This window comes from Deltaproteobacteria bacterium (genome assembly GCA_016210045.1).
Classification (GTDB): Bacteria; UBA10199; UBA10199.
On record JACQUX010000017.1, the window covers coordinates 114,804 to 139,460 of the forward strand.

Genomic DNA, 24,657 nt, shown 5'->3' on the forward strand with positions numbered 1-24,657 from the left:
CCGCGCTTTTTTTCCCCCTCTCCCCAAAGGGAGAGGGAGGTGGATACCCCGCCCCTTGGGGCGGGGTGCATTCATTCCAACTCCAGCATGCTAAAGCGGTCGCCTTCACTCGTGGGCTTCGGCGTCGGCGGTTCGTGGAGTAGTTGCGGCAAGCGGGCGAACGGCGATTCGCTGACGTGTGGGATCCCGACGGCCCGCAACGCCTCACTGAACCAGCCGATTAGCGCGTCCGGCGTCTGTTCGCCGTGTGCGATGGTTCCGAAAATGGTGAGGACGGACTGTAAATGCGCGTGTGGATCGCCGGCGAGGGTTCGGAAAAAATGCTCGAAGACGCGGGTGCGTTGGGCGCGCAGGGCCTCTCCTTGTTCGTCGAGTCCGGTGGCCAGTTGTTCCAACATGAGCGCCGGACGTCCGGCCAATTCGGAGGCGCCGGCGCGGACGGCGAGAAAGTAGAGGATCGCGGCGCCAAGGCCGGTGCGCTCGCGCGCTTCGGCGTCTCCGATCGTGGCATACGCGGTGTCGAGCCCCGCCAAATGGGAGGCCGCCACGATCAGGGAATCCTTGTCTTGGCGGGCGATGTATTCCCGCACCCGCGCTTGGACGACGGCGATCTCCGAACGATTCGCGGCGCGCACGCGTTCGGTGTCGTGTTGGGCCCGCACCCGGGCAACGATCCCGCGCGCCGTCTTAGAGCGGGCGGCCAAGACGGCGACCGCGAGCAAGGCCAGCCAGGGGATGCCCTGCACGACGCTGTCGCGGGCTGCGTACCCGGCGCACGACTCCGGGGCGAGATGTTCAAGTTGGGCGGCTTGGATGGCGTTGCGGCACGCGGTCGGCGTTTCTTGACAGCCGGTGGCCAGAAGGGCGGCTGCCCCGAGGGCCGTTGGCACGGCGAAGCCGGTGGCGCTGCCACCGCCGCGCCGGAGTCGCGGTATGAATTGTTCCGCCGCCGCCGGGCCGCTGTGGAATGCGAGTTCCGGCGTGGGGAAGCGCGATATCGGTTCCGCCATGCCGGCTTGTTTCGCGGACTGCGGGCGTTGACATGGCGTGCCTGCGACGGTGCGTCGAGCCGTTCCCAGGTTGCGCCAAGCCGACCAGTGGATGCGCGTCATGGAGCGGCCCCCGCTGTTGCGTGGGCGGTGCCCTTCGCCGTTTCCGCTAATCGGTGCAGCAGGACGCCCATGCTGCTGCCGTCAGGCCCCGATGCATACGTATTGTGATCGTAAGGGGACAGCGCCGCGTCGACGAGTGCCGTGACGTGTGACAACGCACGGTCGGGGGCGGCAGTGCGAAACCGTTGCCAGTCCGCGCCGAGATCGATCTGTTCTCCTGCTAAATCGCGACACGTTTGGACGAGCAGACGCAAAGTATCGACCGGCCGTTCTGCCGAATCCTCCACCCCTTCGCCGCCGAGGTCGGCGATCGTGGCCTGCAGGGCCAATGCGGCATAGCCATACTCCCCGACCCGGCACCACTCGGCCGCTTCCAACATACCGAAGTCGCGGATGCGACGGTAGACGGGGGCCGCGTGTGTCGGCGTGTCGGGAATGTTGGCGGCTGCAGCGCGCCGCGCCTGGAAGAAACGGTCGGCTGCCAAGTTTGGGACACCGGCCGCAGCGGCCGCGCGGCCTTCCAATGCACGACTCCATGAGGCCTGCGCGCCATCCGTTGACCCCGGTCGTCCGCAGCCCACGAGGAGCGAGCAACACGCCCAGGTGATTGTGGTGGAGAGACGTGGCCAACAGGTGGTCGCACGTTGGTGGCTGCCGGCGCGCGCCGAGGCTGCGGGCATCCTGACTCCGAGGGTGGAGTGCGTGCCCGTGTGGTGAACCGCCGGTGTGGCGCGCCGTAGCGTCATGCGGTTCCCTCTAGCCCGCATCCTCAGCGGTTTCCAGCAGTGAATGCAATAAAGTGCGGGCGCCCGCCACTGTGGTGGCTCTGGTAGCGGGTGGGGGAGGGGGGGCGAAAATAAATCGCCCACGCGGCATGTCGTCTTTGAATCCCGGTTTGGCTGGTACACAACGCTCGTCGTCGTGACGCGGGCCGTTGCAGCGCATAGTCTGGTTCGAGCACCCTTGATCGCAACCGCCGAATGCCGTGACCACGGCAAATGCCGCGAGGAATTTACGCGCCGGCGACCAGACCGCTGCGGGGACCGGCGCTGGTGCCGTGTCGGTCGTGCACCGCTGTAGTTGCGCTGGTTGGGCGATGCGGCGAAACGTTGCCGCTGTGGTGGTCGGCCGACGCCCATTCTGCTGCGTGCGCTGTGCCTCAACCGTGGTTGGGCGTCGTGGTAACCGACGAACTGTGCGACTCCTGATCATGAAACCTCCTTGTGGGACGAAGGACGATGGACGAAAAGACGAAGGACGATCGTTTGCTTCGCTCCATATTTCCATACTGTCCGAGGGACGTGGCCGCTAGGCCAGGATTGGCATCTTCTCGGCTCGGGTTGACTTCTTGTCGCGTGCTGTGGCTAGAGCGCTTGGTAGGGGGCGGTGATGCGGCAATCGCTGGGACGGTGGCTGGGGCTTTGGTTGGCGGTAGTGGGTGCGAGTGTCGCGTACGCGTTGGGTTGCGACGCGCTCTTGACCGCGGCACTCACCACGTCCGTGTCCGTAAGCGCGCACGAGCTGGCGTTCACGACACCGGCCGGCACGGCGCCCGCGACCCAAACGGTCACGGCGTCGTGTGAATATTATGATGACGGCTTTTATTCCTGCAGTGCCGACGTGAGCGCGACGGTGGATTGGATCACGGTTGAGCCGCATGCGATCTATGGCGAAGAAAATTTCACCGTATCGATCAATCCCGCCGATTTGGCGCCGGGGACGTATCAAGGACTTGTGCAGGTCGAGACCTTTCCGCTCGCCATCGACGCCGGCGAAGACATCGCCGTTACACTCACCGTGACGGCGCCGCCGGAGTGATTTCAAGTGGTTGGTGAGGGGTGAACGCTTCCGACGTTGTATATTGTGAGCGCTAGAGGATTTGAACCTCTGACTCCCGCCGTGTGAAGGCGGTTCCAATGGTTCACAACGCTCCCTGCTCGGTCGCGCTGTGGACATTGACTACCGCGCGCCATGTCTCCGCTGACGCTCCGACGCGCTTACTCTACCGCTGAGCAACATTTCCAACTTGTGGGCGCTAGAGGATTTGAACCTCTGGCCCCCGCCGTGTGAAGGCGATGCTCTACCGCTGAGCTAAGCGCCCAAGTTGTTTACTGCGTGGTGCTACTTTATCGTCCCACTGCTGCCGAGGGGGGTGACGATTTTGCTCATTTGATCGAATACGAATTGCATGAAGCGGGAGCGGTCGGCGTCCGGCATTTCGGTGATGATCACGCCGGTCTCGTAACTGGTGGCGTTCAGTCGGTGCTGCCAGACGACTTCGCCGGTCGCGACCACCGGTTTATCCGCGCTGCCTTCCAACGTGACCAGTAACTCCACCGCCGAACCGGTTGGTAGTTCGGTCGGCGTCATTAGCCGCAGCCCGCCGACGCTGATGTCGCTGCTCAATGCCTCGCGCGGGTCGTGAATGATAGTGCCGCCGTCGAGGAGCCGATAGCTCACCGAGAGGGCCAAATCGAGTCGCGCAAAACGTCGCCGGTTGTCTGCTGCCGCGTCCATGGTGGGGGGCTTAGCGTGTCTCGCTACGCACGTCAAATGCAGAAGCGTGTAGTACTCGACGACCGCGCCGAAAAAACGTCCGAGTGGGGACAGGTACCTTCGAAGGTGCGCCAAATATGGATTTGAAGGTACCTGTCCCCACTCGGATGAATATTAACGTGACCCTTTTGCCTGCTGCTGGAGGGCGGCCCAGGCGTCCCGGTCCAAGTGCTGTCCCAGCGCGGTGAACTGGCCGGCGCCGGCGAGCCATTCGCCGCCGTCGATCGTGATGCACGCGCCGTTCAGATAGTCGGCCGCGTCGCTGAGCAGAAACGCGGCGAGGTCGCCGAGCTCTTCGGGTTTTCCAAGGCGGCGGGTCGGATTGCGCTGCGTCAGATGTTGCTCGAAACCCGGCGGCATCAGGCGTTGCCACGCGCCCGCCGTGGGAAACGGTCCCGGCGCGATCGCGTTGAGCCGGATGCCGTACGGGCCCCATTCCACGGCGAGCGATTGGGTCATCGCCAACACGCCGGCCTTGGCGCAGGCCGATGGGACGACGTAGGCGGAGCCGGTCCAGGCATAGGTGGTGACGATCGAGAGGACGCGGCCCGGCGTCTTCGCGGCGATCCATCGTTTTCCGAGCGTGTGGGTGCAATAGAAACTGCCCTGCAGCACGACGCTGACGACGGCGTTGAACGCATTGGCAGACAACAACTCCGTCGGGGCGGCGATGTTGCCGGCCGCGTTGTTGATCAATCCGTCGATTCGGCCCATGGTCGCCCAGGCCTCGTCGATCATGGCTTGCACGGCCTCCGGCTTACGAATGTCGCACGCAATGGTGCAGACGCGGGCTCCGAGGGCGCGCATCGCCGCGGCGCCGACTTCGAGATGTGCCGTGTCGCGACTCGTGAGCACTAAGTGCGCACCGAGCGTGGCGAGACGTTCTCCCATCGCGCGGCCCAGGCCCGTGCCGCCGCCGGTGATCAGATAGACACGGTCCCGATGCAGATCTGTCGTGAACATATGGACGCCTCCTGTGTCCCTGCGTCCTACGTGGGAATGGCCATTCATGCAATCACTTGCAGCCGTGGCGGAGCTCCGCTACAACGGCGCGCCTATGGGGAAACTGACACAGCGACGTCCGGCATTGAACAAGACGCAGCGGGCCGCGATCCGCGACGTGAGCAAACGCTTGCTGCAGCGGCATGGCCGCGAGGCGCAGCGGGACATCACGGAAGGGGTCACGGCCTGCGCCCGCATTTGGGACTTCAAAGGCGGCGGCGCGAAGGCGTTCAGCGCGTTTTGCGAACGCCACTATATGCCGCCGGGCGAGGAAAAATCGCGACTGTTACGACGACTCGATTTACTCTACTGCACCATTCGCGGCGCGGTCTCGGTAGTGCGCAAAGAATCACGTGGCGGGCTCGACATCGCGGATGATCCACTGTCGCCCGCTGAAGAGCTGCTCGGCGCGTTCACGATCGGGAGCCATTTGCACGAAGACTTCCGCACGTTCGAAATCGCCCCGCTGGTGCAGTTGAACTTCGGCACCGAACGGCGCGATATTCCCGCTACGCGCGAAGGATGGGTTGCCCGACGGCTGGCCGAGTGGGGTCGCGAATTTATCCCCGCGCGGTTGTTGGCCGAGCAGAGTGCGGTGCAGGCCGAAGTCGACAAATTTGTCTCCGGTTACAATTTGTACCTCGACCGAATCGATTTCGGCGATCCGGAGATCGGTTTCCCGCAAGGCACGCGGCTCAGTTCCCACTGGGGACTGCGCGATTACATGATGTCGCTCTACGAAGATCCGAACGGGCTGAAAAAACAGCGCGCGATTTTAGGGCTGATGCAGCGCGTGGTTCACGGCGAAGTGCCTGCGGAGGTGCTCGACAACGCGGACGCGGAGTGGAATCTCGTGGCGGGCACCGTCACGGCGAATGGCACGACCAAGCGGGCGCGCGGCCACGGCGGGTTGCGTTGGGCCCAATTCCGCAAGCTGTTCGGCGTGCAGCGGCGCATCGACGCGCACACCTATTACGGCAACCTGATCGATCAGAAATTTTTCGAAGACCGCGAACTTGAAGAAGCGCGCGTGCGGCAGATTTTAACTGACGTGATGTCAGCCGGCGTCGCGGAGGGTGTCGGCGCGTATCTGGCGCGCCTGTTCCGGCGTCCGCTCGAACCGTTCGATCTCTATTTCAAACGCTTCACCGACGGCGGCGCGCGCGCGCCACTCGGCTATACCGTCGGCGAGCGCTATCCGGACGGACTTACGTTGCAACGCGCGATTCCCGGCATTTTGCAGCGGCTCGGCTTCGCCGATGCCGACGCCACGTTCGTCGGCAGCAAGATCCGCGTCGACAACGGCCGCAGCGCCGGTCACGCGTGGTCGCCCGCCGCGCCGTTCGACATCCAACTGCTGCGCGTTCGCATCGCCAAGGCCGGAATCAACGAGATCGAATTCGGCACCTTCATGCACGAACTGGGACATTGCGTAGAAGGCGTGCTCAGCAGTTACCGGATGGATCATCGCTCGCTGTGGGGCGTGCCGAACACCGCGCTCACTGAATGTTTCGCGTTCACCTTTCAAGATCGCGCCGATGAAATCTTAGGACGGCAGCGCGAAGTGGATCAGGCCGCCGTTATGTTGCAGCGATTTTGGGAGGCCTACGAAATCGCCGGGCCGGCGCTGGTCGAGATCGATTTTTTCCATTGGCTCTACGACCACCCCCGCGCCACGGCCACGCAGATGCAAGACGAGATCCGCAAGATCGCCGATCGCGTCTGGAACAAATATTATCGCCGCGTCTTCAATTGCGACGGCCACGGCCTGCTCGCCGTCTATTCCCACATCCTCTGGTGCGACTTCTATCTGGCCGACTATCCGCTCGGCTATGTGGCCGCGTATCAAATCCGCCGCTTCCTGCGCGGCAAGGTGCTCGGCAAGGAAATGCCGCGGATGTGCGCAATGGGCCAAGTCTATCCGGACGTCTGGATGGAACACGCCGTCGGCGCCCCGCTCAGCGCCCAACCCCTGCTTGAAGACACCGCCACCGCGTTGCGCGAGTTGGAAGCGTGAACTATAAAACCTGTGACCGAACTCCCGTTTGAGCGGGCGTGGCCATCCCGATTCCCCGCGCCGCCGGGCGCCGCAACTTTTCCGTCGTGCGGCCGATACTCCGTTATAACGGGAGAAAGGATATCACGATGTCACGCGTGCGCGGTCACGACGGGAAAGTTCGTAAAGGATGGAGCCCTCGGAAGGCCATCCTGGAGTCTAAACGTGCCATGCGGAGAGCGGATGGTGGACATTCGCTGTCGCGGGTGGATGGACAAGCACGTTTGGATTTCCTGCTGCGAGGATCGCCCGCCGGCAGGGGATCGCCGTGGGCCCGTCCATCGGGGATATCCAGTGTCGGTCGGTTGGTCCAAACAGCGGCGCGGCTTGGCCTCGCGATCACGTCCGTTGATTTGGATGAAGCGGTCGGGCGTGCCGAGACGATTGTCCGGGATCTCTGGGAGACGTTTCCGGACCCTGGCCGTTTGCCCGATGGCAGTTGGCCCAACACGCGGGTCCATATGCGCGACCGAGCCGCCCCCTTGCAGCGGGCCATCGCAGTGTTCGATGTCATGACCGAAGCCGCGACGTGTCACCCGGCGATTGCGGCGCTCTTGGGGCGGAGTCTGGACCGTGCGGTGTCGCGCGCGGATCAGTTTCTCTCCTTCATGGAGCTGCTGCAATTGGTTGTGCTGGGCCAGATCGATCAACCGGACGCCCTGGTCGTGTTGTCCGCAGCCGACCGCCATGCCGCCGCGTGTGGTGCGTTTGGGGCGGATGTCGATTTCTTCGGTGTGACTACGGCGCGACATCTAACGCGATTGGCCCCCATGCGGCACGGGTACGACGCCGAGCTCCTCTTCGTGTATCAACTGGTCGCGGCCGGGGTGACGCTGACCTCGATTCCCAATCAACGCCTGCGGACCAGCGCCTCGCTCCATTGTCGGAACGCCGACTTCATTCTGAATGGACAGGATGGCGTGGAGGTGAAGTCTTGCTGCAGTGGGGAGCCGGCGAATTGGATACGGTTCATTGACCATGCGTCCGATCAGTTGGCGGCCTTTACGGAGGAGTACGGACCCGATGGCCCACTGGGGCGTCGTCAGCGATACCTCGTCATCTACCACGATATATCGGCAGCGGCGTTCACGCAGTTGGCGGCGATGTTGAGCATCGATCCGGCCTTTGGCCGGACCTTCGACCGCGTGATCCTGTCGCAGGTCATACAAGGCTCCGATCGTCGGCCGCTGACCTGTCTTGGTACGGTGGAGCTGCTGTCGGATCATTGGCGTCCTTCATTTCGCCCTTTCAGATGGGCGGAGGCGGGCTGACACGCGCCACGCAACTTTTTCCGCGGAGCGCCGAAACAATCGGCAGGAGTAAGCGCGCCGCAACGTCAGAGGAGGCGTGGCGCGCGGTAGTGATGACCGCAACGCGACCGATGCAGGGAGTGTTGCGCACCAAAGGAGGCACTATGGCGGTGCGACGGAGTGCAATGTCTGGTGTGCGGCAGGGGTCGCTCGGGCGTCATTCGGTGAAGCTGGTGACCAATCGCGAGTGGCGGGCGGTCGCGCGGGATCAGTATGTTCGGCTGAGCCACGATTGGCATACGGGCGCGAGTGGTATCAAAGTGCAAAGTGCGGCGATTGGTGACGCCGATCCGTATTATTCTCCTACGTTCCCGCCCGAAGTTTTTAATTACGCGGCCGAACTGTTTCCCCACGCACATGAGTGTGACATCAGCTACTGGCCGCCGTTCGATTTCGATCGAGGCGATATCCACCGGCTGGGTGCCGATATTGTGCTCAAGATGATCGCCGCGCCCGCAGCGAAATATGGCGCGGCGCAGGATGGCGATGACCTGCCCGTGATCGGCATCTCCTGGTTCCATGCTATTGCGTATGGCTTGCTCCGGACCGAGGAGTCCCGCGGTGCGGGGACGTTTGCGCTCCCGACGAAGGCACAACTCGTCGGCGCAATGTCCACCGTCGTGCCGATCTCGCAGTGGCTGGCGTTCGATGCCGACTTCAACGTCCATGGCGACCATACCGGCGACTCGAGCTATGGGAAAATCGGCTATGGCCGTTCGGACGGCGACGGCGGACCGTATCGCACGATCGGCCGAAGAGGGTGGGATGAATCTAACGGCCAGCGTCCCAACGACTACTCGCAGCAGATCGGTTTCTCCGTGATCGCGACGCTGAGACGCAGGCGCTGAGGCGATGGTGTGTGTATCCGGCCACCGCTGCGATGTTGTTTTTCATGATAATCAACAACTATGTTGTGGGGCGGCGCGCCATCATGCTGTGTGCGCGGCAGCCGTTAACGGGCTTGCCGTTCTCCCACGACGAAATTATGGAAGAACGTTGCGTAGAGCCACAGCAGCAGTGATGCGACGATTCCCCAACCGGCGCTGCTGTGGAGGAGTCGCCACACGGCATTGGCGGGGTGGAGGATCGTGAGTTGATCGACGTAAATAACTTCGCACGCGCCGTTGCCTTGGTCGATGCGCGTGGTGCTGCTGGTGCGCACGCCCGCCAGCCCGACGCCATAATCGACTAATTGCCCGTGCAAATGAATCTGATCGCCGACGCGGATGTCGTGCAGCGTTGCCGCAATGGCCGGCGTGGCGGGGAGGAGGTGATTGTTGGACAGCTCTTCCATGCTGAACGCCGCGTCGCTGGGGAATTGCACATAACAGGTAAAGCTTCCGGACGAAAAACTCGCGTCCCGATACGCGCCGCTCGCCGCGGTGCCGCCCCACACCACGCAAATATCTTTTTCATTGAACGGATCGTGCCGGAAACCGACGCGTTCCAGCCACGATTTCGCGAGATCATTTTGCGTCACGACGAGCCCGGCCAACGTGTATTCAAAATGTGGATGGACCAGATAACTCTGCCCTCGCACGTCTTGGACAAACGGCGCGAGCTGCGTCGGCGTCTGCACCGGCGCTTGGAGGAGCAGCGGATGCAGCGTCTCCGGCGCCGGGAGACGCTCGATCAACCCATACGTGAGCGCAAACAGCCCGAGCGAGCCGAACAGCGTTGGCTTCACGGCCCGCATCAGATGCAACACGAGACGATGCCAACGATCGCGAGTGAACATAAGGAAAGCATACACGATTTTTAGCGGCCTGCTAGCGCCCACTAATCTTTGGCGGGATCAGGATATTCCCGCGGCCGAGGATCCAGTGCGGATCGTAGTGGCGTTTGAGCGCGCGCATTTGGTCGATGATTGCTGGCGGATGTTGAATGGCGAGCAAATCGCGTTTGAGTTTGCCGAGTCCGTGTTCGCCGGCGACACCGCCGCCGCGACGGACGGCCTCGTGGCAGCATTCGAGCACGCAAGCCTGCGCACGGGCGCGTTCATTGGGCGTGGCCGTCAAATAATTCACATGCGGATGGCCGTTTCCGAGATGGCCGAACGCCAGATACGGAATGCCGAGCGCGTTGGAGCGTTCGTACATGTAGTCCATCATCCCACGCATCTCCGCGATCGGGACCCACCAATCGGTGCCCACTTTGCCGCCGCCGTTCGCTTCCAATGCGTGGCCGCGCTCGTTCACCACCACCGGAATCTGGTGTCGCCATTGGTGCAGCCGCTCTACGTCGCGCGGTTGCGTTGCGACGATCGCGTGATCCAGCAATCGCATCATCTGCGGATCCGCTTCGGTGAGCATCGCGAACCAGGCATTCAACACCGGATCGCGCGATTCCTCGGCGTACTCTTGATAAATGAGCAGCGCCGCGCCCGCGCCCGATGGAATGCCGGGAAACGTCGGATGCGTGGCCATGACCTCCAACGCGCGGCCGTCGATAAACTCCAACGCGGTCGCGCGGACACGGCCGTCGCGGTCGGCGAGCGCAATCAAGTCGAGCGCGGCGCGGGGCGACGGGAAAAAAACGAACAGTCCGAGTTGCGGCTGCGGTTGGGACAACAAATCAAGCGTCAGTTCCGTGATCAGTCCGAGCGTCCCTTCGGAGCCGATGAAGTAGTCGATTTCCGTGCCGGCCAGGAAATATCCCGCCGTATTTTTCAGTTCGACGACTGATTGTTCCCACGGCCGCGACAGTTCCCGCTCGGTCCCATCGGTCAGCAACACGCGGAGTCCGCGCACATAGCGCCGCGTGGTCCCGTAGCGATAGGTGTTGTCGCCGGTCGCGTTCGTTGCCACCGTGCCGCCGAGCATCGCCTCGTGGCGACTGGTCGGGGACGGGGGATAGAAAAATCCAGCCGCGGCCACTTGCTGTTGCAACTCGCCCAGGATGGTCCCGGGCCGCACGCGCGCAACAGCGTGGCCCGCCGCTTGGCCAATATCGATCACGCCGCGCATTTGTTCCAACGAGAGCAATACGCCCGAGTCGGCCACCGAACTGCCGGTCATTGAAGTGCGCGACCCGGCCGGTGTGACGGGAATGTGGTGATGATGACAATACGCCAGCAGCTCCGCACATTCGCGCGTGTCGGCCGGCCGCACGACCACGTCGGGGTCGCCGGTCAACATCGTGTCGTGCCGATACGCGGCGATCCGGTCATCGCCGCGCCGGATGACGTCGGTGCGGGCGGGGATATGGGCGAGTGGATCGGTCGAGTCGGCGGGCATGGCAACTCATTTCATTTGAATGGGGACAGGTACCTTCAAACCGTTGCCAATACATGGTTTGAAGGTACCTGTCCCCATTCAAATGAAGTTAGGGGGTGTGCGATAGCAGGCGAAAGCATTGTTTTGTTCTGCGACGCTGCGTCCTGTGAGGGCGAAAAATGGCTCCACGCCGCGCTGTACGCAACGGTAGAGCCCGGCAGACGGGGTCAAAAATACGGGAGGATCACCGCTATGGAGGTGACCGGAGAAAAATCCCAATGAAATTCACACGGCCAAGCTGTCGGATAAGATAAATCGTTATAAATATTGTATTGTTACACAGCTGCCGGATCTGCTGTCTGAGTGGCTCTTGTCGCAGGAGAAATCCGTTCTGCCACAGCTGCGGCGTGAGCGACGGTGTCACCGACGGAGACGCCGGCCAGATAGTTGCCGGTCAGCAGCAGGCCGGGAAGCGCGGCGAGGCCGGCGTGGATCGCGGCGACGCGGTCGTGGTGGCCGATCGTGTATTGCGGGATCGCGGCGCGATGGCGGACTACGTTGAACGTGCTCGGTGGATGCGTGATGCCGTAGATTGCGGCGACGTCCTGCATGAACCACTGCTGCAACGCAGTGTCGGAGGCGTCGACGGCAGTCGGTTCACGTAAGCCCCCGATGAAACTAGTGAAGAGACAGGTCCCGATCGGCGCGCGATTGGGGAAGAGGCTGCTGGAGTAAATCATCCCGAGGATATGGCGTTCCGGGTCGCGCGCCAACAGACAGCCGAAGCCTTCCAGCGGGCGCGGGCAATCGAGCGTCCGATATGCGGCGTGAATGACGGCGACCGGGGCATACGGAATGGCGCGCAACAGTCCGGCGATGGTCGGCGCATGCGGCTCCAGCAGCGCCGCGGCTGTTGCGGCGGGTGTGGCGAAGATAATATGGTCGGCGGTGGTCTGCACCGTAGAATGTTGGCGCGCGTATGTGACCGCCCAGCGGCGTGTTGCAGCCGCGAGCGGCGCGATCGCTTGGACGCATGCGTCGGTCGTTACGGCGTCTCCCAGCCGTGCCGCGACTGCATCGGTGAGTTGCTGCATCCCGTGACGAAACGAAATGATTTGCCGTGACATTCCGCTACGCCGTTTGATGGCCGCGCGGATGAGCGAGCCGTATTCCGCTTCGAGTTCGGCCATGATCGGGAATGCACTCCCGAGTTCGAGTTGTTCCGGATCGCCGGCGAAAATGCCCGCGACCAGCGGACTGATTGCGTAGTGGAGCATCTCCGGACCTAAGCGACGACGGACAAAGTCGGCGACCGATTCGTGGGTGTTGCCGTCGCGCGGGATCCACGGCTCGCGGAGGATGCGCAGTTTGCCGCGCCACGAGAAGAGGCGGCTGGTCAGCAGCGCCATCGGGTCGAGCGGCACGCGGTGGAGCTGCCGCTTTGCATAGATAAAGCGGGCCTTGGCGTCGCCGGTCGGGAGCAGCACGTCGTTGCGCAGTCCGCAGTCATCGATGAGCGATTCCAACGCCGCCGTGCTCTTGCTGATGCTGTTCGGTCCGCGCTCCACGAGGTAGTCGTGCAGCCGTTCGGTGTGCAATACGCCGCCGACGCGCGCCGCCGTTTCCAGCACCTGGACGCGGGCCCCGGCCGCTTGCAACCGCAGCGCCGCAGTTAAGCCCGCAATCCCGCCACCGATAATGAGGACGTCGACTGACATACGTTGGAAACTCCGAGCACTTCGCGCACCAGGGTGGCGAGGGCGGCAATGAATTGGGGATGATCGTTACAGGTCGGGACGCGCAAGATGCGTTGCACGCCGTGCTGCCGCAAATGTTCCGCGTAGGTGACATCGACTTCGTACAACGTTTCCAGTTGATCCGCCACAAAGCTGAGCGGCATGACGCACACCGTGTGCGGACGCTCCCGGCCGAGCCGTTCAATGCAGGTCTCGACATCCGGTTCCAGCCATTTCACCGGCCCGACGCGGCTTTGGTACCCGAGCAGCCAACGATTCGGGAAGTCGCCGTCACCGACGATCCGCATGATCTGGTCGAGGACTTCCCGCGGATAGGGGTCGCCTTGGCGCACGATCGCTTGCGGCAGACCGTGTGCCGTGAAGAGGATCGGGATCTCGTCGCGTTGCGGCGCGTCGGCCAGTGTCTCGCGCAACAACTGTTGGCACGTCGCGATGTAGCCCGGATGCTGATACCACGATTCGAGTCGATGAATGCGTGCCGTGGGCCGTCCGTGTCGTTGCCACCAACGTTCGACCCGATCGAGACAGGCGCGCGACGTGGTGAAGGAGCAATGCGGATAGAGCGGCAGCAAGATGATGTCGCTCCAGGTTTCACCGCGCAATTGCTCCAATGTGGTTTCGATGAATGGTTCCCAATATTGCATCCCGATCGCGATTTGCAGCTCGGGACACGTGGGGAGCAGTGCGGCGCGCAGTCCGGCTTGTTGCCGTTCGGTCCAGCGCAGCAACGGCGACCCGCCGCCCATCTGGGCATATTGTGCCGCGACCGGAGCGGCCCGCCGCCGCGCGATCATCCGTGCGACCGGACGCTGTAGCCAGCGACACCAGCCCCACGGCCAATTCGCCGGATCGGCGAGGATGTTGTAAATGTATCGATCGATCCGTTCCGTGGTCGCCGGACCACCGAAATTGAGCAAGAGGAGTAATGGTTTCATGAGTAGCGTTTCCTAATGACTCATATCGTGCGCGAGTACCGCGCGGATACTGTTGCGGGTTCGCTCGGCAGGTACGCGTCGAAACACATCGCCACGTTGCGCGCGAATAAATGCCCCAGCGGCGTGATCGCGAGGATTGTCCCGTCCCACGTGGCCAGTCCGTCCGCGATCGGTTCTTGCAACGCGGCGAGCGCCGCAGCGAAATAGTCGCCGAAGTTCGTATCCCAGGTGAGCCGTACCGCATTGGCGTCGACGCGTTCGTTGCACAACAGTTCGCGAATCACCCAGCGCCGCATCAAGTCGTCCCGCGTGAGATGACATGCGCGTTCCAACGGAAATGTCCCAGCCTGCACCGCGCGCCGATATTCCGGCAACTTTTTCACGTTTTGCAAATAATGGCCGTCGACGTCGCCGATTCCTGTGATCCCGAACGCCAGCAAATCGGTCCCGGCCTTGGTCGTGTAGCCTTGAAAATTGCGCCACAAGGTCCCGCTCCGCCGCGCGCGCGCCATTTCGTCGTCCGGCCGCGCGAAGTGGTCGAAGCCGATCAGATCGTAGTCCGCATCCGCGAACTGGCGAATGGTTTGGCACCACGTGGTCAGTTTTGTTTCCGCCGCCGGCAAGGTGGCGGGATCGATGGCGCGTTGTTGCGCCTTCAACCACGGGACATACGCGAAATTGTAACACGCCACGCGATCGGGCTGCAGTGCCAGCACGGCCGCGACGGTTTCCTGGAAACTGTCCGGCGTTTGATACGGGAGGCCGTAAATCAAGTCGGTGTTGACGCTCGCATACCCCAATGCGCGCGCGGTGCGGATCAGTGCGGCCGTGAGCTCGAGCGGCTGGAGCCGATTCACGGCCGCTTGGACTTCGGGATGGATATCTTGCACGCCGAGACTGACGCGATTGAAGCCGAGCCGGCGCAGCACGCGCAATTGCTCCGCCGTGGTCACGCGCGGATCGACTTCCACGCCGACCTCCGCATCCGCCGCGATCGTGAAGTGCGACGCAATCGCTTGCCACACGCGTTCGATTTGGTCGCACGAGAGATACGTCGGCGTGCCGCCGCCCCAATGCAATTGGACCACGGCGCGCCGCCGATCCACTTGCGCCGCAACGAGCGCGACTTCGCGTTCCAAGTCGGCCAAATACGGCTCGACGACGTGTTTCTGTTTCGTGATGATGACGTTGCAACCGCAGAACGTGCAATGCGATTCGCAGAACGGGAGATGAAAATAGAGTGACAACGGCCGCGCTACCGCATTGCTGGCGGCGAGAATTTGCGCGTAGCCCGCAGCGTCGATCGCGGCGTGCCACTGCGGCGCGGTCGGGTAACTGGTGTAGCGCGGCCCCGGGCGATCGTATTTCGCCACTAACGCTGCATCGAAGCGGACGGCCGTCCCGTTAATCGTTGTTTGGAACATACTTTTAATATGCGTACGTTTTGACCGTTTCGACAAACGCCTGCACATTTTCGATCGGCGTGGTCTTGATAACCCCATGGCCGAGATTGGCAATGTAGCCCGTCGTGCCGCCTTCGGCCAACATCCGCTGCGTCTGCGTTCGCACCGTCGCGGCGTCTTGCAACAGCAGCTCCGGATCCAGATTGCCCTGTAGCGCCACCGGCCGACCGCGCTGCTGCGCACCTGGTGCCACGCGCTCCCGCGCCGCGCGCAGCCCCATCCGCCAATCGATGCTGACCACATCGGCACCGGCGGCGACGAAGGTCTCCAGCAAATGCTGGCCGGGCTGACAATAAACAATGATCGGGGCCATGTGATTGGTCTGTCGATGGACACGCGCGATTAATTCCTGCAACGCCGGTGCGGCCGCAGCATCATATTCCTCGCGGCTCAGCGCGCCGCCCCAACTGTCGAAGATTTGCACCACCTGTGCCCCGGCTTGGATTTGCAGCGTGAGATAATCGGCAAACAACGGCACGAGCCGTTCAAAGAGCGCAGTGCGAAACGCGTGGTCCTGCAATAAATGCTGGCGCACCGCCGCTGGGTCGGCGCCTTTGCCGCCGCTCACCATATAGGTCGCGACCGTCCATGGCGCGCCGCAAAACCCGATCACCGCAGCCTGGTCGCCGACTGCGCCCCGGATCCCGCGCAATGTCGTGGCGAGATAGCCGAACGCCGTGGTGGCATCCGCCGTGCGCAATGCCCGCACGTCGCCCTGCGTGCGGACCGGCGGCGCCAGGATCGGACCGATCCCTTCATCGACCGAAAACGCGAGTCCCAGCGCGGCGAGCGGCATCAGGATGTCGGTAAAGACGATCACGCCATCCATCCCGAAACGCCGCCACGGTTGCAGCGAAATTTCCTGTGACAGTTCCGGCGTCGTACAGCACGTCACGAAACTATGTTCACGTCGCACCGCCTGATATTCCGGCAAATAACGCCCCGCCTGCCGCATCAACCATACCGGCGGCCGATCGACTGCAACGCCTCGCGCTGCGCGGAGAAACCGTTCGGCCGGGGCATACACCGGAGTATCCATCGAGTGCGACATGCCGCTGCCATAAGCGAACCGTCGGGGGATGTAAAGTGCGGCAGCGCATCCGGCGTGTCGTGCGGCGTTTAGACCTTTCGGGCTCGCTGGCGTCCGGCTTGATAGCGTTGCAGGGCTTCGTGGGAAGTGAGCCACACTCGGCCTTCTTTATGGGATTCGATCCGCCCGTGTCGGGCCAAGAGGTTCAAATACTTTGCGGAATATGGACTCTTCTTGGCGATTTCTGATAACGGCAGAAACACTTCACGGGGTTTGGATATCGGTGTCAGGGCCTTCAGATAGATATTGAGCGATCGTTCGACGGCTTGTGCGATGAATTGCACAAGCGGCAGGAGGTGTCCTGAATCCGCAGCGCTCAAGACCCGATAATATTTCCGACGATCGTTCTTCAAAATCACGACTAAGGGATATCCCGATTTCATGAGGACAAGATTCATGAACAGTCTGGCGGTCCGGCCATTGCCATCTAGAAACGGATGAATATGCACTAACCGATGGTGCAACAGCGCCGCGAACTCAACGGGATGCAACGTTTTCTGATGTGCATGCAGCCATTGTATCAAGACGCGCATGTGGTCCGGCACATCGAGCGCATCGGGCGGCGTATGCGCCGCTCCGCCGATCATCACGTTACTTTCCCGATAGCGACCCGCCATCTCCCGCTCGGTTTCCCGAGTGATGATTTGATGGAGAGTGCAAATCAAGTGTTCGGAGACGGTCACTCGCGTATCGCGGCCCACCAGTTCATACAGATAGTCCAACGCCGCATGATGATCTTTGGCCTCTAAATGGTCTTTGAGCGGTTTTCCTTTAATGGTGATCCCTTCATGCAGCACGAGGAACGTTTCCTTGAGTGTCAGACTGTTCCCTTCAATCGCGTTGGAGTTGTACGTCATTTCGAGCTTAAAATGTTCGCGCAGTTTGGACACCGCGGTCCGTGGCAACGGGCGCAGCCGATTCAGCGCCTGTAGTTTGCGCTCGAGCGTGGCCTGCAGAGGTTTCGGTACGAGACCCATAATATGGTGTGGATTCAAAAAAACTCTATGCCATATTAACGAGAAAGGAACAACTGACAAAAAACGGACGCGGGTGCTGCATTACCCGCGGGGTTTGCCGAAATATTGATTTGCGGCCAACCAGCCGCTGGGGGTGCCGCAGTCGAAGGTGGCGGTTTCGCTGTATTGGAGGGCGGAGAGGCCTTCGCGCTGTGCGACGGTGCGCAGCGCGTCGGTGAGTTGGATTTCGCCGATGGCGCCGGGTGTGGCGTGGCGCAAGTCATCGAAGATGGTCGGCGGCAGGAGATAGCGGCCGACGATCGTCAAGTTGGATGGCGCGGTGCCGGGCGCCGGTTTTTCGACCAAGTCGCGGATCGGCAGCAGCGGCGTGGGTGACGCGTCTACGGCGACGACGCCGAGACTGGCTAAGCGTTCGGTCGGTTCCGGACGGACTGCGATGACTGGGCGTCCCTGTGTGCTGGCGGACGCCTGCGCCAATTGGGTGCAGACCGATGTGGGCGCGTCGATGATGATATCGGGGAGCAGCACGAAAAATGGTTCGTTGCCCACCGCTGCGGCGGCGCAGCCGACCGCGTGGCCGAGTCCCAACGCCTCGGTTTGATGCACGATCGTCAAGCGGTGCGCGGCGAATGCGGTGTGTGGCCAGTAGTCGCGGATCAGTTCGCGGCCCGGCGCGGTGACGCAAATGATTTCTTCGCAGCCCGCGCTCACGGCCTCTTGCACGACATAGTCGATCAGTGGGCGATTGAGGATCGGGAGAAATTCCTTCGGCACGACGTGCGTGATCGGCCGGAAGCGTGTGCCCTTGCCGGCCATCGGGATCACCGCTTTACGGACGGACGGTGGCATTACGCACTCACGAGGGGTTGCAGTTCCCCCTTCTCATACATTTCGGTGACGATGTCGCAGCCGCCGACGAATTCGCCATTGATGTAGACTTGCGGGAACGTGGGCCAGTTGGAGTAGGTCTTCATTTCGGTCCGGATTTGTTCATTCGCCAAGATGTCGACGTCGTGGAACGCCACGCCGAGCGTGTTGAAGATTTGCACCACGCGTGCCGAAAATCCGCACTGCGGCATGGTTTGGGCCCCCTTCATGAAGACGACGACTTTGTGTTGGGCGAGGAGGGTGTCGATCTGTTGTTTGAATGTGGCATCCATTGGGGCTCCTATTTCGTGGTGGTGGTGAGTGCGAGCGCGTGCACGACCCCGGAGTCGAGGTGTGGGCGGAGCGCCGCGTAGACCATTTGGTGTTGGGAGACGCGCGATTTGCCATTGAACGCGGCCGAGGCCACGGTGACGGCGAAATGGTCGCCGCCTTCGGCGAATTCCCGCACTGCGACCTCGGCATCGGGGATGGCGGCACGGATCAGCCGCGTGAGTTCTTGATGCGAGAGCATGGCGGGGGCTATAGCGGATCTCCGACGGATTGCAACAATTCCCAATTTGCATTCCCACCGCGTCCCGTTTCGCTTATAGCGGCCCAAGACAAACTACAGGAGACACTATGGCCACTATTAAAGGGTTCAACTTTTGCCGACTCGAAACGCTCCTCTCCGAGGACGAAGTCATGATCCAAAATATGGCGCGGGACTTCGTCGACGACGCGGTGTTGCCGATCATTCGCGAACATTACGCCAAGGGCACATTCCCGATGGAACTGGTGCCGCGAATGGCGGAGCTCGGTTTCTACGGCCCGACCTTGCCGGAAGAATATGGCTGTGCCGGGCTGAATAACGTGGCGTACGGATTGCTGATGCAAGAGTTGGAACGCGGCGACAGCGGCGTGCGGAGCTTTGCCTCGGTGCAAGGGGCGCTGGTGATGTATCCGATTTACGCATTTGGAAGCGAGGCGCAGCGGCGGCAGTGGCTCCCGTTGCTGGCGCAAGGGAAGAAGATCGGCTGCTTCGGGCTGACCGAGCCGGACTTCGGCTCCAATCCCGGCGGGATGATCACGCGGGCGCAGCGGCGCGGCGACGAGTGGGTATTGAACGGCGCGAAGATGTGGATCACCAACGGGACGATCGCCGATGTCGCGATCGTTTGGGCTAAAGACGACGACGGGGTGGTGCAGGGATTCTTAGTCGAAAAAGGGACGCCGGGATTTACGGCGCCGGAAATGACTGGGAAGTTGAGCCTGCGTGCGTCGGTCACGTCCGAATTGGTATTGCAAGATGTCGTGGTGCCGGAGGCGAATCGGTTGCCGAACACGGAAGGGCTGAAGGCCGCGCTGATGTGTCTGACCCAAGCGCGTTATGGAATCGGCTGGGGTGGGATCGGCGCGGCGATCGCGTGTTATGAAGGGGCGCTTGACTATAGTAAAGCGCGCATCCAGTTCGACAAGCCGATCGCCGCATTTCAGCTCACGCAACGCAAATTGGTGGAGATGCTCGAAGGGATTACCGCGGGGCAACTGCTGGCGCTGCAAGTCGGGCGGTTGAAAGACCAAGGAGAGGCGAAGTTTCACCATGTTTCGCTGATCAAGATGCACAACATGCGCGTGGCGCGGCGGGCCGCGTCGCTGGCGCGTGAGATCCACGGCGCAAACGGGATCCTCGACGAATATCCGGTGATGCGCCACATGGCGAATATCGAATCCGTCTACACCTATGAAGGCACGGACGACATGCATACGTTAATCCTCGGCGAGGCCATCACCGGAATTCCGGCGTATGCGTGAAGCTGCGACTAATGGGTGTGCAGCGGGCGATTTGACGAGCTCAGGGGTGTGCTGTGACCCCGTGATGATCAGGTCCGACGGGGCAACTGTTCAAAATTGGCCGTCTTCTGTTTTGGAACCTGTTGGCAAGGCTAATGCAATACGAATCTCTGCCATTCACCAACAAGGAGGGAATATGCACCGGACGCCATGGTTGGGTTCCGTTCATCATTTGACCGTCGTGGGACTAATCGGACTGTTGGCTGCGTGCGGGAGCAGTGTGACGGGGACGGTCTCCACCGGGGGAGCGAGTACGACGAGCGACAGCGGCGTGACGACAATCGATCAGCTCCCGCTGGCGACGTCGCCGGTCCAGGAGTCCTCGACGTCGAACAGTCTCGCCAAATCACTGTCCAAGGCGACGACCGGGATCAATCTCGGCACGATGGGCAGCGACACTTTCGATACGAACAGCTCATTGGCGGCGTGCGAGATGTCGGCCCGGTTCCGCCATGCCCTGAATTCTGCGGCCCAAGGGGATCGGGTCCTCTGTTATATCCAGCAGACCTTCGAAGCCAATCAGGAGTTGGGGATCGATCTCTACAACGGGCAGCCGCATATCTTCGACCTCGATATGGTGAACGAACCGGAAGGCCGGGGCGGTGGTCCCTCGAAGGTCCAGATCCAGATCACGCGGGGCGCGGACGGTTCGATTACGGACTTCGCGATGCACGCCTGCCGCGAGACGACTCAGAATGAATATATCCACCAGACTGTGACGGATGGCGCTTTCGCCATGGCGACGAAGCACAATTATAGTGATGAGTCCGGCGAGGGGAGTGAGTCAGTCACCGTGAACGGCACGCTGGAGAGTGGTCATTTCGTCGGGTCCAAGACGATCGCGGGGACCTTCCGGTGGGAGTCGAGCGCATTCAGTGGACACGGGAGCGGGACGGTCACGCAAACACCGAGTACGATCGATTACAGCGGCTACGAGAGCGGGGACTATGTGCAGGAGAGCGAGTCGGGATCGTTCTCGCACCGGATCTTCTCCGCGGCGCAGTTGATCGACGGCAATGATGTGGCCGCGTCAGGGTATAATCTCGGCCTGCTGGCGTTGGGCGACGGGGCCGCGCATGCCATCATCTCGGGGAATCTACCGGCTCAAGGGGGAGCTTCAGCTGGAGTGACGACGTGACGCAAGGATGGAACGGGGACACCAAGTTGCCCGACAACACGGCGTCTGCCTCCTACCTGGCCGAGGTGACCGCCGGGGAGGTGCCGGCGGTGGGTGAGGCCCAAACGATCAGCTTCGACGGCGCGGAGGTCTTTAATTGCGCGACGGCGGCCGAGGCCACGGTGACCGTCGATGTCGCGACCATGCAAGCCGCGTGTGCCGACCTCGAGCTGGAATATGAATGGTTGAATTGCTGGGAGATCATCGCCCGAGATGACGAGCCGTAAAGCCGATCGACAGGCTTTGCCTGCGATCGGCGCGGGGGGCGGGGGCATTGCGCGGCGTCGCCCAATCCATCTCCGAATAGCACTAGCGGTGCTGCGCAGGCCCCCGAATCTAATGATTAAGTGATTGCCATCGCGCACTGCTTCGAGGTAGATAGCCCCGCCCCAGAGCGGGGCTATTTTTTATGTCCGCACCGCAGACACCACGTCTCGTTACCGCCCTACCGGGCCCGCAGGCCGCGGCATGGCTGGCACGCGACCATGCCGCTGTTTCTCCGTCGTACACGCGAGACTACCCGCTGGTCGTGGCGCGGGGCGAGGGCTGTTGGATCGACGACGTCGACGGTAACCGCTTTCTCGACTGTACGGCCGGTATTGCCGTGACGTCCACCGGCCATTGTCACCCGCGCGTGGTGGCCGCGATTCGCGATCAAGCTGAACGCCTCATTCATATGTCGGGGACCGATTTCTACTACACCCCGCAGATCGAACTGGCCGAACGATTGGCAAAGTCTGCGCCCGGAACGGCGCCGAAGAAGGTTTTTTTCTGTAACAGCGGCGCCGAGGCGGTGGAAGGCGCGATCAAACTGGCGCGCTATGCCACACGTCGGGAAAAAATCATCGGCTTCTTTGGGGCCTTTCATGGCCGCTCACTTGGCGCGCTGTCCGTGACTGCCAGCAAAGCGATCCAGCGCGAGGGTTTCTCGCCGCTGTTGCCCGGCGTCGTGCATGCGCCGTATCCGGACGCATATCGTGCTCCGTTCGGCGCAAACGCCGAGGCGTACGCCACCTGGTGTATCGAATGGATCCGCGATCGCCTGTTCACGACGATTGCCGCGCCGAAGGAAGTGGCGGCGATCCTCGTGGAACCGATCCAAGGCGAAGGTGGCTACGTCGTGCCGCCCGCAAACTTTCTCCCTGCACTCCGCGCGTTGTGCGATCAACACGGCATCCTACTGATCGCCGACGAAATTCAGTGCGGCATGGGGCGGATCGGAAAACTCTGGGCCTGTGAATATGACGGTCTGGTTCCCGACATCCTTGTAACGGCGAAAGGGATCGCGTCCGGCCTGCCGCTCGGCGCGATCATCAGCCGCGCCGACGCGATGCAGTGGCCGCCGGGGGCGCACGCTTCTACATTCGGCGGTAATCCGATCGCCTGTGCCGCGGCGCTGACGACGCTCGATTTGTTGCAGGAAACCCTGATTGCGAACGCGGCGGCGCAGGGGGAATATCTGTTGGCGCAGTTGCGGGCGTTGCAAGTCAAGGCCCCGCTGATCGGGGATGTGCGCGGGCGCGGGTTGATGGTCGCCGTCGAGTTGGTGCGGGATCGTGCCACGAAAGAACGCGCGACGACCGAACGCAACGCGATCATCCAACGCGCATTTCAACGCGGACTGTTGTTGCTCGGCTGCGGCGCGAACGGGATTCGTTTCTGTCCGCCGCTCACCATTACCCGTCAGGAGCTGGATGTCGCGTTGCAAATCTTTGCGGAGTCTTTATGAGCGCATCGACAGGCATCGCGTGGTGGTCGGGTGAGACCGTTGAAACCAGTCGCGAACAATTCCCTTCAACGAATCCAGCCCGAATTGCCGACACGCTTGGTACTTTCGGGATCGCGTCGCGCGAACAAATTGCGAAGGCCGTCGAGCGGGCGCGCAGTGCCTGGACGCAGTGGAAACGAGTGCCGGCGCCGGTGCGGGCCGGGGTCATCGCGAATTTCGGGCGGCTGTTGCAAGAAAACAAAGAGGCGCTGTCTTGTTGTGTCACGCGCGAAATGGGAAAGCCGATCCGCGAGGCGCGCGGCGACGTCCAGGAAGCCATCGACACCTGTAACTTTTTCGTCAGCGAAGGGCGGCGCTTGTACGGCATGACCGTTCCGTCCGAAATGTCGCGCAAGGAACTCTTTACGTATCGCCGCCCGATTGGCGTCTTTGCGTGCATCACGGCGGGGAACTTTCCCGTCGCGGTGCCGTCGTGGTATTTCATTCCGGCGCTGGTGGCGGGCAATGTCTGTCTCTGGAAACCGTCGGACGATACGCCGCTGACCGCGTACTACTTTACTCAGCTGATGCACAAGGCCGGGTGTCCCGCCGGCGTCTTCCAAACGGTATGGGGCGGCGGCGCCGATTCTACCGGCGAATGGCTGATCGACCACGTCGATCGCGGCGGAATCGACAAGTTCGGATTCACCGGGTCCTCCGAAGTGGGGCGGCGCATCGGCGAGCGCTGCGGGCGGAATTTGCAAGTCCCATGTCTCGAGCTCGGCGGCAAAAATCCGTTGGTCGTGATGGACGACGCGAATCTGGCGCTCGCCGTGGACGGCGCACTCTGGTCCGGCTTCGGCACGGCCGGCCAACGCTGCACCAGCCTCGGGAATCTGATCCTCCACGAACGCATTCGAGAACCGTTCCTGGCGCAGCTGTTGGAACGCGTCCGCGCGATCCAAATCGGTGACCCAACCGACGAAGCGGTGTTCTACGGGCCCGTAATCGGCGAACGATTGCTCCGCAATCACCAGCGACACCTCGACACCCTTATCCAGCCGCATCACCGCGTGCTCACGACGCCGACCGGACGCTTGACGAAACAGCAGCCGTGGGCCCAGTGGCGGGGCGGCTCGCCCGACGACGGCTGGTTTGTCGCCCCGACGATCGTCGACGGCGTCCGTCCCGACGATGCGATTTACGCTACTGAAACGTTCGGGCCGTTGTTCAACGTCTTGACGTGTCGCGACCTCGACGAGGCCATTCGATTGGCGAACGGGACCGGCTACGGGCTGTCGTCCGCGCTGTACACCAACACGCCGGCGTCGGTGTATCAGTGGAAAGAAGAAATTACGGCCGGGATGACGAGCATCAATAATTCCACGACCGGCGCCGAGGCCCATTTGCCGTTCGGTGGCAATGGGCGATCGGGGAACGGGGCGCGCCAATCCGGTGTGTGGGTCATCGACCAATTCACGCGTTGGCAAGCGGTCAATTGGGACATGAGCGGGCAATTGCAGCTGGCCCAAATCGACACCGGCTATATGGCGGCCGACCTCGGCTACCGCCTTTAAGTTT

24 protein-coding genes and 2 tRNA genes are annotated in these 24,657 nt (G+C 62.2%); 9 read left to right on the plus strand and 17 right to left on the minus strand.

The genetic code is table 11. From position 1 onward, the window contains the following. Window positions 1-71 precede the first annotated feature (71 nt). The 3 genes from HY696_05165 to HY696_05175 form a co-directional block, all read right to left on the minus strand. Window positions 72-1,010: a hypothetical protein gene (locus tag HY696_05165; GenBank protein ID MBI4237794.1), complete on the minus strand. Its 939-nt coding sequence runs from the start codon at window positions 1,008-1,010 to the stop codon at window positions 72-74. Window positions 1,011-1,108: 98 nt separating this feature from the next. Further along, entirely contained in the window at window positions 1,109-1,792 is a 684-nt protein-coding gene (locus HY696_05170) for a hypothetical protein (GenBank protein ID MBI4237795.1), read from the minus strand. Window positions 1,793-1,868: 76 nt separating this feature from the next. Further along, complete coding sequence (locus HY696_05175; protein MBI4237796.1) at window positions 1,869-2,324, minus strand: hypothetical protein; 456 nt, start codon at window positions 2,322-2,324, stop codon at window positions 1,869-1,871. 177 nt (window positions 2,325-2,501) lie between these two features. On the opposite strand from HY696_05175, the gene HY696_05180 reads away from it, so the two are divergent. Beyond that, window positions 2,502-2,930 carry a hypothetical protein gene (locus HY696_05180; GenBank protein MBI4237797.1) on the plus strand — a complete coding sequence of 143 codons (429 nt, stop codon included), beginning with the start codon at window positions 2,502-2,504 and terminating at the stop codon, window positions 2,928-2,930. A 46-nt stretch (window positions 2,931-2,976) separates the two neighbouring features. On the opposite strand, the gene HY696_05185 is transcribed toward HY696_05180, so the two are convergent. From HY696_05185 to HY696_05200, 4 genes are all read right to left on the minus strand, one after another. After that, window positions 2,977-3,044 (minus strand) — tRNA-OTHER (locus tag HY696_05185). Between the two features lie 97 nt (window positions 3,045-3,141). Next, a tRNA-Val gene (locus tag HY696_05190) sits at window positions 3,142-3,213 on the minus strand. Window positions 3,214-3,233: 20 nt separating this feature from the next. Continuing rightward, the gene (locus HY696_05195; GenBank protein ID MBI4237798.1) at window positions 3,234-3,629 is read right to left on the minus strand and encodes a PilZ domain-containing protein; all 396 of its coding nucleotides are present in this window, start codon (window positions 3,627-3,629) and stop codon (window positions 3,234-3,236) included. A gap of 153 nt (window positions 3,630-3,782) precedes the next feature. Beyond that, window positions 3,783-4,631 (minus strand): SDR family oxidoreductase, encoded by an 849-nt coding sequence (locus tag HY696_05200; protein ID MBI4237799.1) that lies wholly within the window; start codon window positions 4,629-4,631, stop codon window positions 3,783-3,785. A 46-nt stretch (window positions 4,632-4,677) separates the two neighbouring features. Between HY696_05200 and HY696_05205 the strand changes: the two genes are divergently transcribed. The 3 genes from HY696_05205 (at window position 4,678) to HY696_05215 (ending at window position 8,884) form a co-directional block, all read left to right on the plus strand. Continuing rightward, the gene (locus tag HY696_05205) at window positions 4,678-6,687 is read left to right on the plus strand and encodes a hypothetical protein (GenBank protein ID MBI4237800.1); all 2,010 of its coding nucleotides are present in this window, start codon (window positions 4,678-4,680) and stop codon (window positions 6,685-6,687) included. 209 nt (window positions 6,688-6,896) lie between these two features. Further along, complete coding sequence (locus HY696_05210) at window positions 6,897-7,997, plus strand: hypothetical protein (protein ID MBI4237801.1); 1,101 nt, start codon at window positions 6,897-6,899, stop codon at window positions 7,995-7,997. Between the two features lie 143 nt (window positions 7,998-8,140). Further along, window positions 8,141-8,884 (plus strand): hypothetical protein, encoded by a 744-nt coding sequence (locus HY696_05215; GenBank protein ID MBI4237802.1) that lies wholly within the window; start codon window positions 8,141-8,143, stop codon window positions 8,882-8,884. 104 nt (window positions 8,885-8,988) lie between these two features. Here HY696_05215 and HY696_05220 read toward each other — a convergent pair whose 3' ends face one another. The 10 genes from HY696_05220 to HY696_05265 form a co-directional block, all read right to left on the minus strand. Further along, window positions 8,989-9,774 carry a hypothetical protein gene (locus HY696_05220; GenBank protein MBI4237803.1) on the minus strand — a complete coding sequence of 262 codons (786 nt, stop codon included), beginning with the start codon at window positions 9,772-9,774 and terminating at the stop codon, window positions 8,989-8,991. A 31-nt stretch (window positions 9,775-9,805) separates the two neighbouring features. Beyond that, on the minus strand, window positions 9,806-11,272 hold the full coding sequence (locus tag HY696_05225) for an FAD-binding oxidoreductase (protein ID MBI4237804.1): 1,467 nt from the start codon (window positions 11,270-11,272) through the stop codon (window positions 9,806-9,808). Window positions 11,273-11,586: 314 nt separating this feature from the next. Beyond that, entirely contained in the window at window positions 11,587-12,969 is a 1,383-nt protein-coding gene (gene hemG / locus HY696_05230; protein MBI4237805.1) for a protoporphyrinogen oxidase, read from the minus strand. Beyond that, window positions 12,924-13,943, minus strand: a complete 1,020-nt coding sequence (hemH, locus tag HY696_05235) for a ferrochelatase (protein ID MBI4237806.1) — start codon at window positions 13,941-13,943, stop codon at window positions 12,924-12,926. Before hemH ends, hemG begins: the two co-directional genes overlap by 46 nt. A 20-nt stretch (window positions 13,944-13,963) precedes the next feature. After that, on the minus strand, window positions 13,964-15,367 hold the full coding sequence (gene hemN, locus HY696_05240; GenBank protein ID MBI4237807.1) for an oxygen-independent coproporphyrinogen III oxidase: 1,404 nt from the start codon (window positions 15,365-15,367) through the stop codon (window positions 13,964-13,966). A gap of 4 nt (window positions 15,368-15,371) precedes the next feature. Beyond that, complete coding sequence (gene hemE, locus HY696_05245; GenBank protein MBI4237808.1) at window positions 15,372-16,457, minus strand: uroporphyrinogen decarboxylase; 1,086 nt, start codon at window positions 16,455-16,457, stop codon at window positions 15,372-15,374. 68 nt (window positions 16,458-16,525) lie between these two features. Continuing rightward, window positions 16,526-17,473, minus strand: coding sequence for a Fic family protein (locus HY696_05250; GenBank protein MBI4237809.1), 948 nt, complete (start codon window positions 17,471-17,473; stop codon window positions 16,526-16,528). 81 nt (window positions 17,474-17,554) lie between these two features. Then, a complete protein-coding gene (locus tag HY696_05255; protein ID MBI4237810.1) occupies window positions 17,555-18,322 on the minus strand; it encodes an NTP transferase domain-containing protein in 768 nt (255 codons plus the stop codon). Beyond that, entirely contained in the window at window positions 18,322-18,633 is a 312-nt protein-coding gene (gene grxD, locus HY696_05260; GenBank protein MBI4237811.1) for a Grx4 family monothiol glutaredoxin, read from the minus strand. The genes HY696_05255 and grxD overlap by 1 nt, the downstream gene beginning before the upstream one ends. A gap of 8 nt (window positions 18,634-18,641) precedes the next feature. Continuing rightward, window positions 18,642-18,872: a BolA family transcriptional regulator gene (locus HY696_05265; protein ID MBI4237812.1), complete on the minus strand. Its 231-nt coding sequence runs from the start codon at window positions 18,870-18,872 to the stop codon at window positions 18,642-18,644. 107 nt (window positions 18,873-18,979) lie between these two features. On the opposite strand from HY696_05265, the gene HY696_05270 reads away from it, so the two are divergent. The 5 genes from HY696_05270 to HY696_05290 all read left to right on the plus strand — a co-directional run bounded on the left by HY696_05270 (window position 18,980) and on the right by HY696_05290 (window position 24,653). Further along, a complete protein-coding gene (locus HY696_05270; protein ID MBI4237813.1) occupies window positions 18,980-20,152 on the plus strand; it encodes an acyl-CoA dehydrogenase family protein in 1,173 nt (390 codons plus the stop codon). A 175-nt stretch (window positions 20,153-20,327) separates the two neighbouring features. Next, window positions 20,328-21,329: a hypothetical protein gene (locus tag HY696_05275; protein ID MBI4237814.1), complete on the plus strand. Its 1,002-nt coding sequence runs from the start codon at window positions 20,328-20,330 to the stop codon at window positions 21,327-21,329. Next, complete coding sequence (locus HY696_05280) at window positions 21,326-21,595, plus strand: hypothetical protein (GenBank protein MBI4237815.1); 270 nt, start codon at window positions 21,326-21,328, stop codon at window positions 21,593-21,595. Before HY696_05275 ends, HY696_05280 begins: the two co-directional genes overlap by 4 nt. A 182-nt stretch (window positions 21,596-21,777) precedes the next feature. After that, on the plus strand, window positions 21,778-23,097 hold the full coding sequence (locus HY696_05285) for an acetyl ornithine aminotransferase family protein (GenBank protein ID MBI4237816.1): 1,320 nt from the start codon (window positions 21,778-21,780) through the stop codon (window positions 23,095-23,097). Beyond that, window positions 23,094-24,653: an aldehyde dehydrogenase family protein gene (locus tag HY696_05290; protein MBI4237817.1), complete on the plus strand. Its 1,560-nt coding sequence runs from the start codon at window positions 23,094-23,096 to the stop codon at window positions 24,651-24,653. The genes HY696_05285 and HY696_05290 overlap by 4 nt, the downstream gene beginning before the upstream one ends. Window positions 24,654-24,657 lie beyond the last annotated feature (4 nt).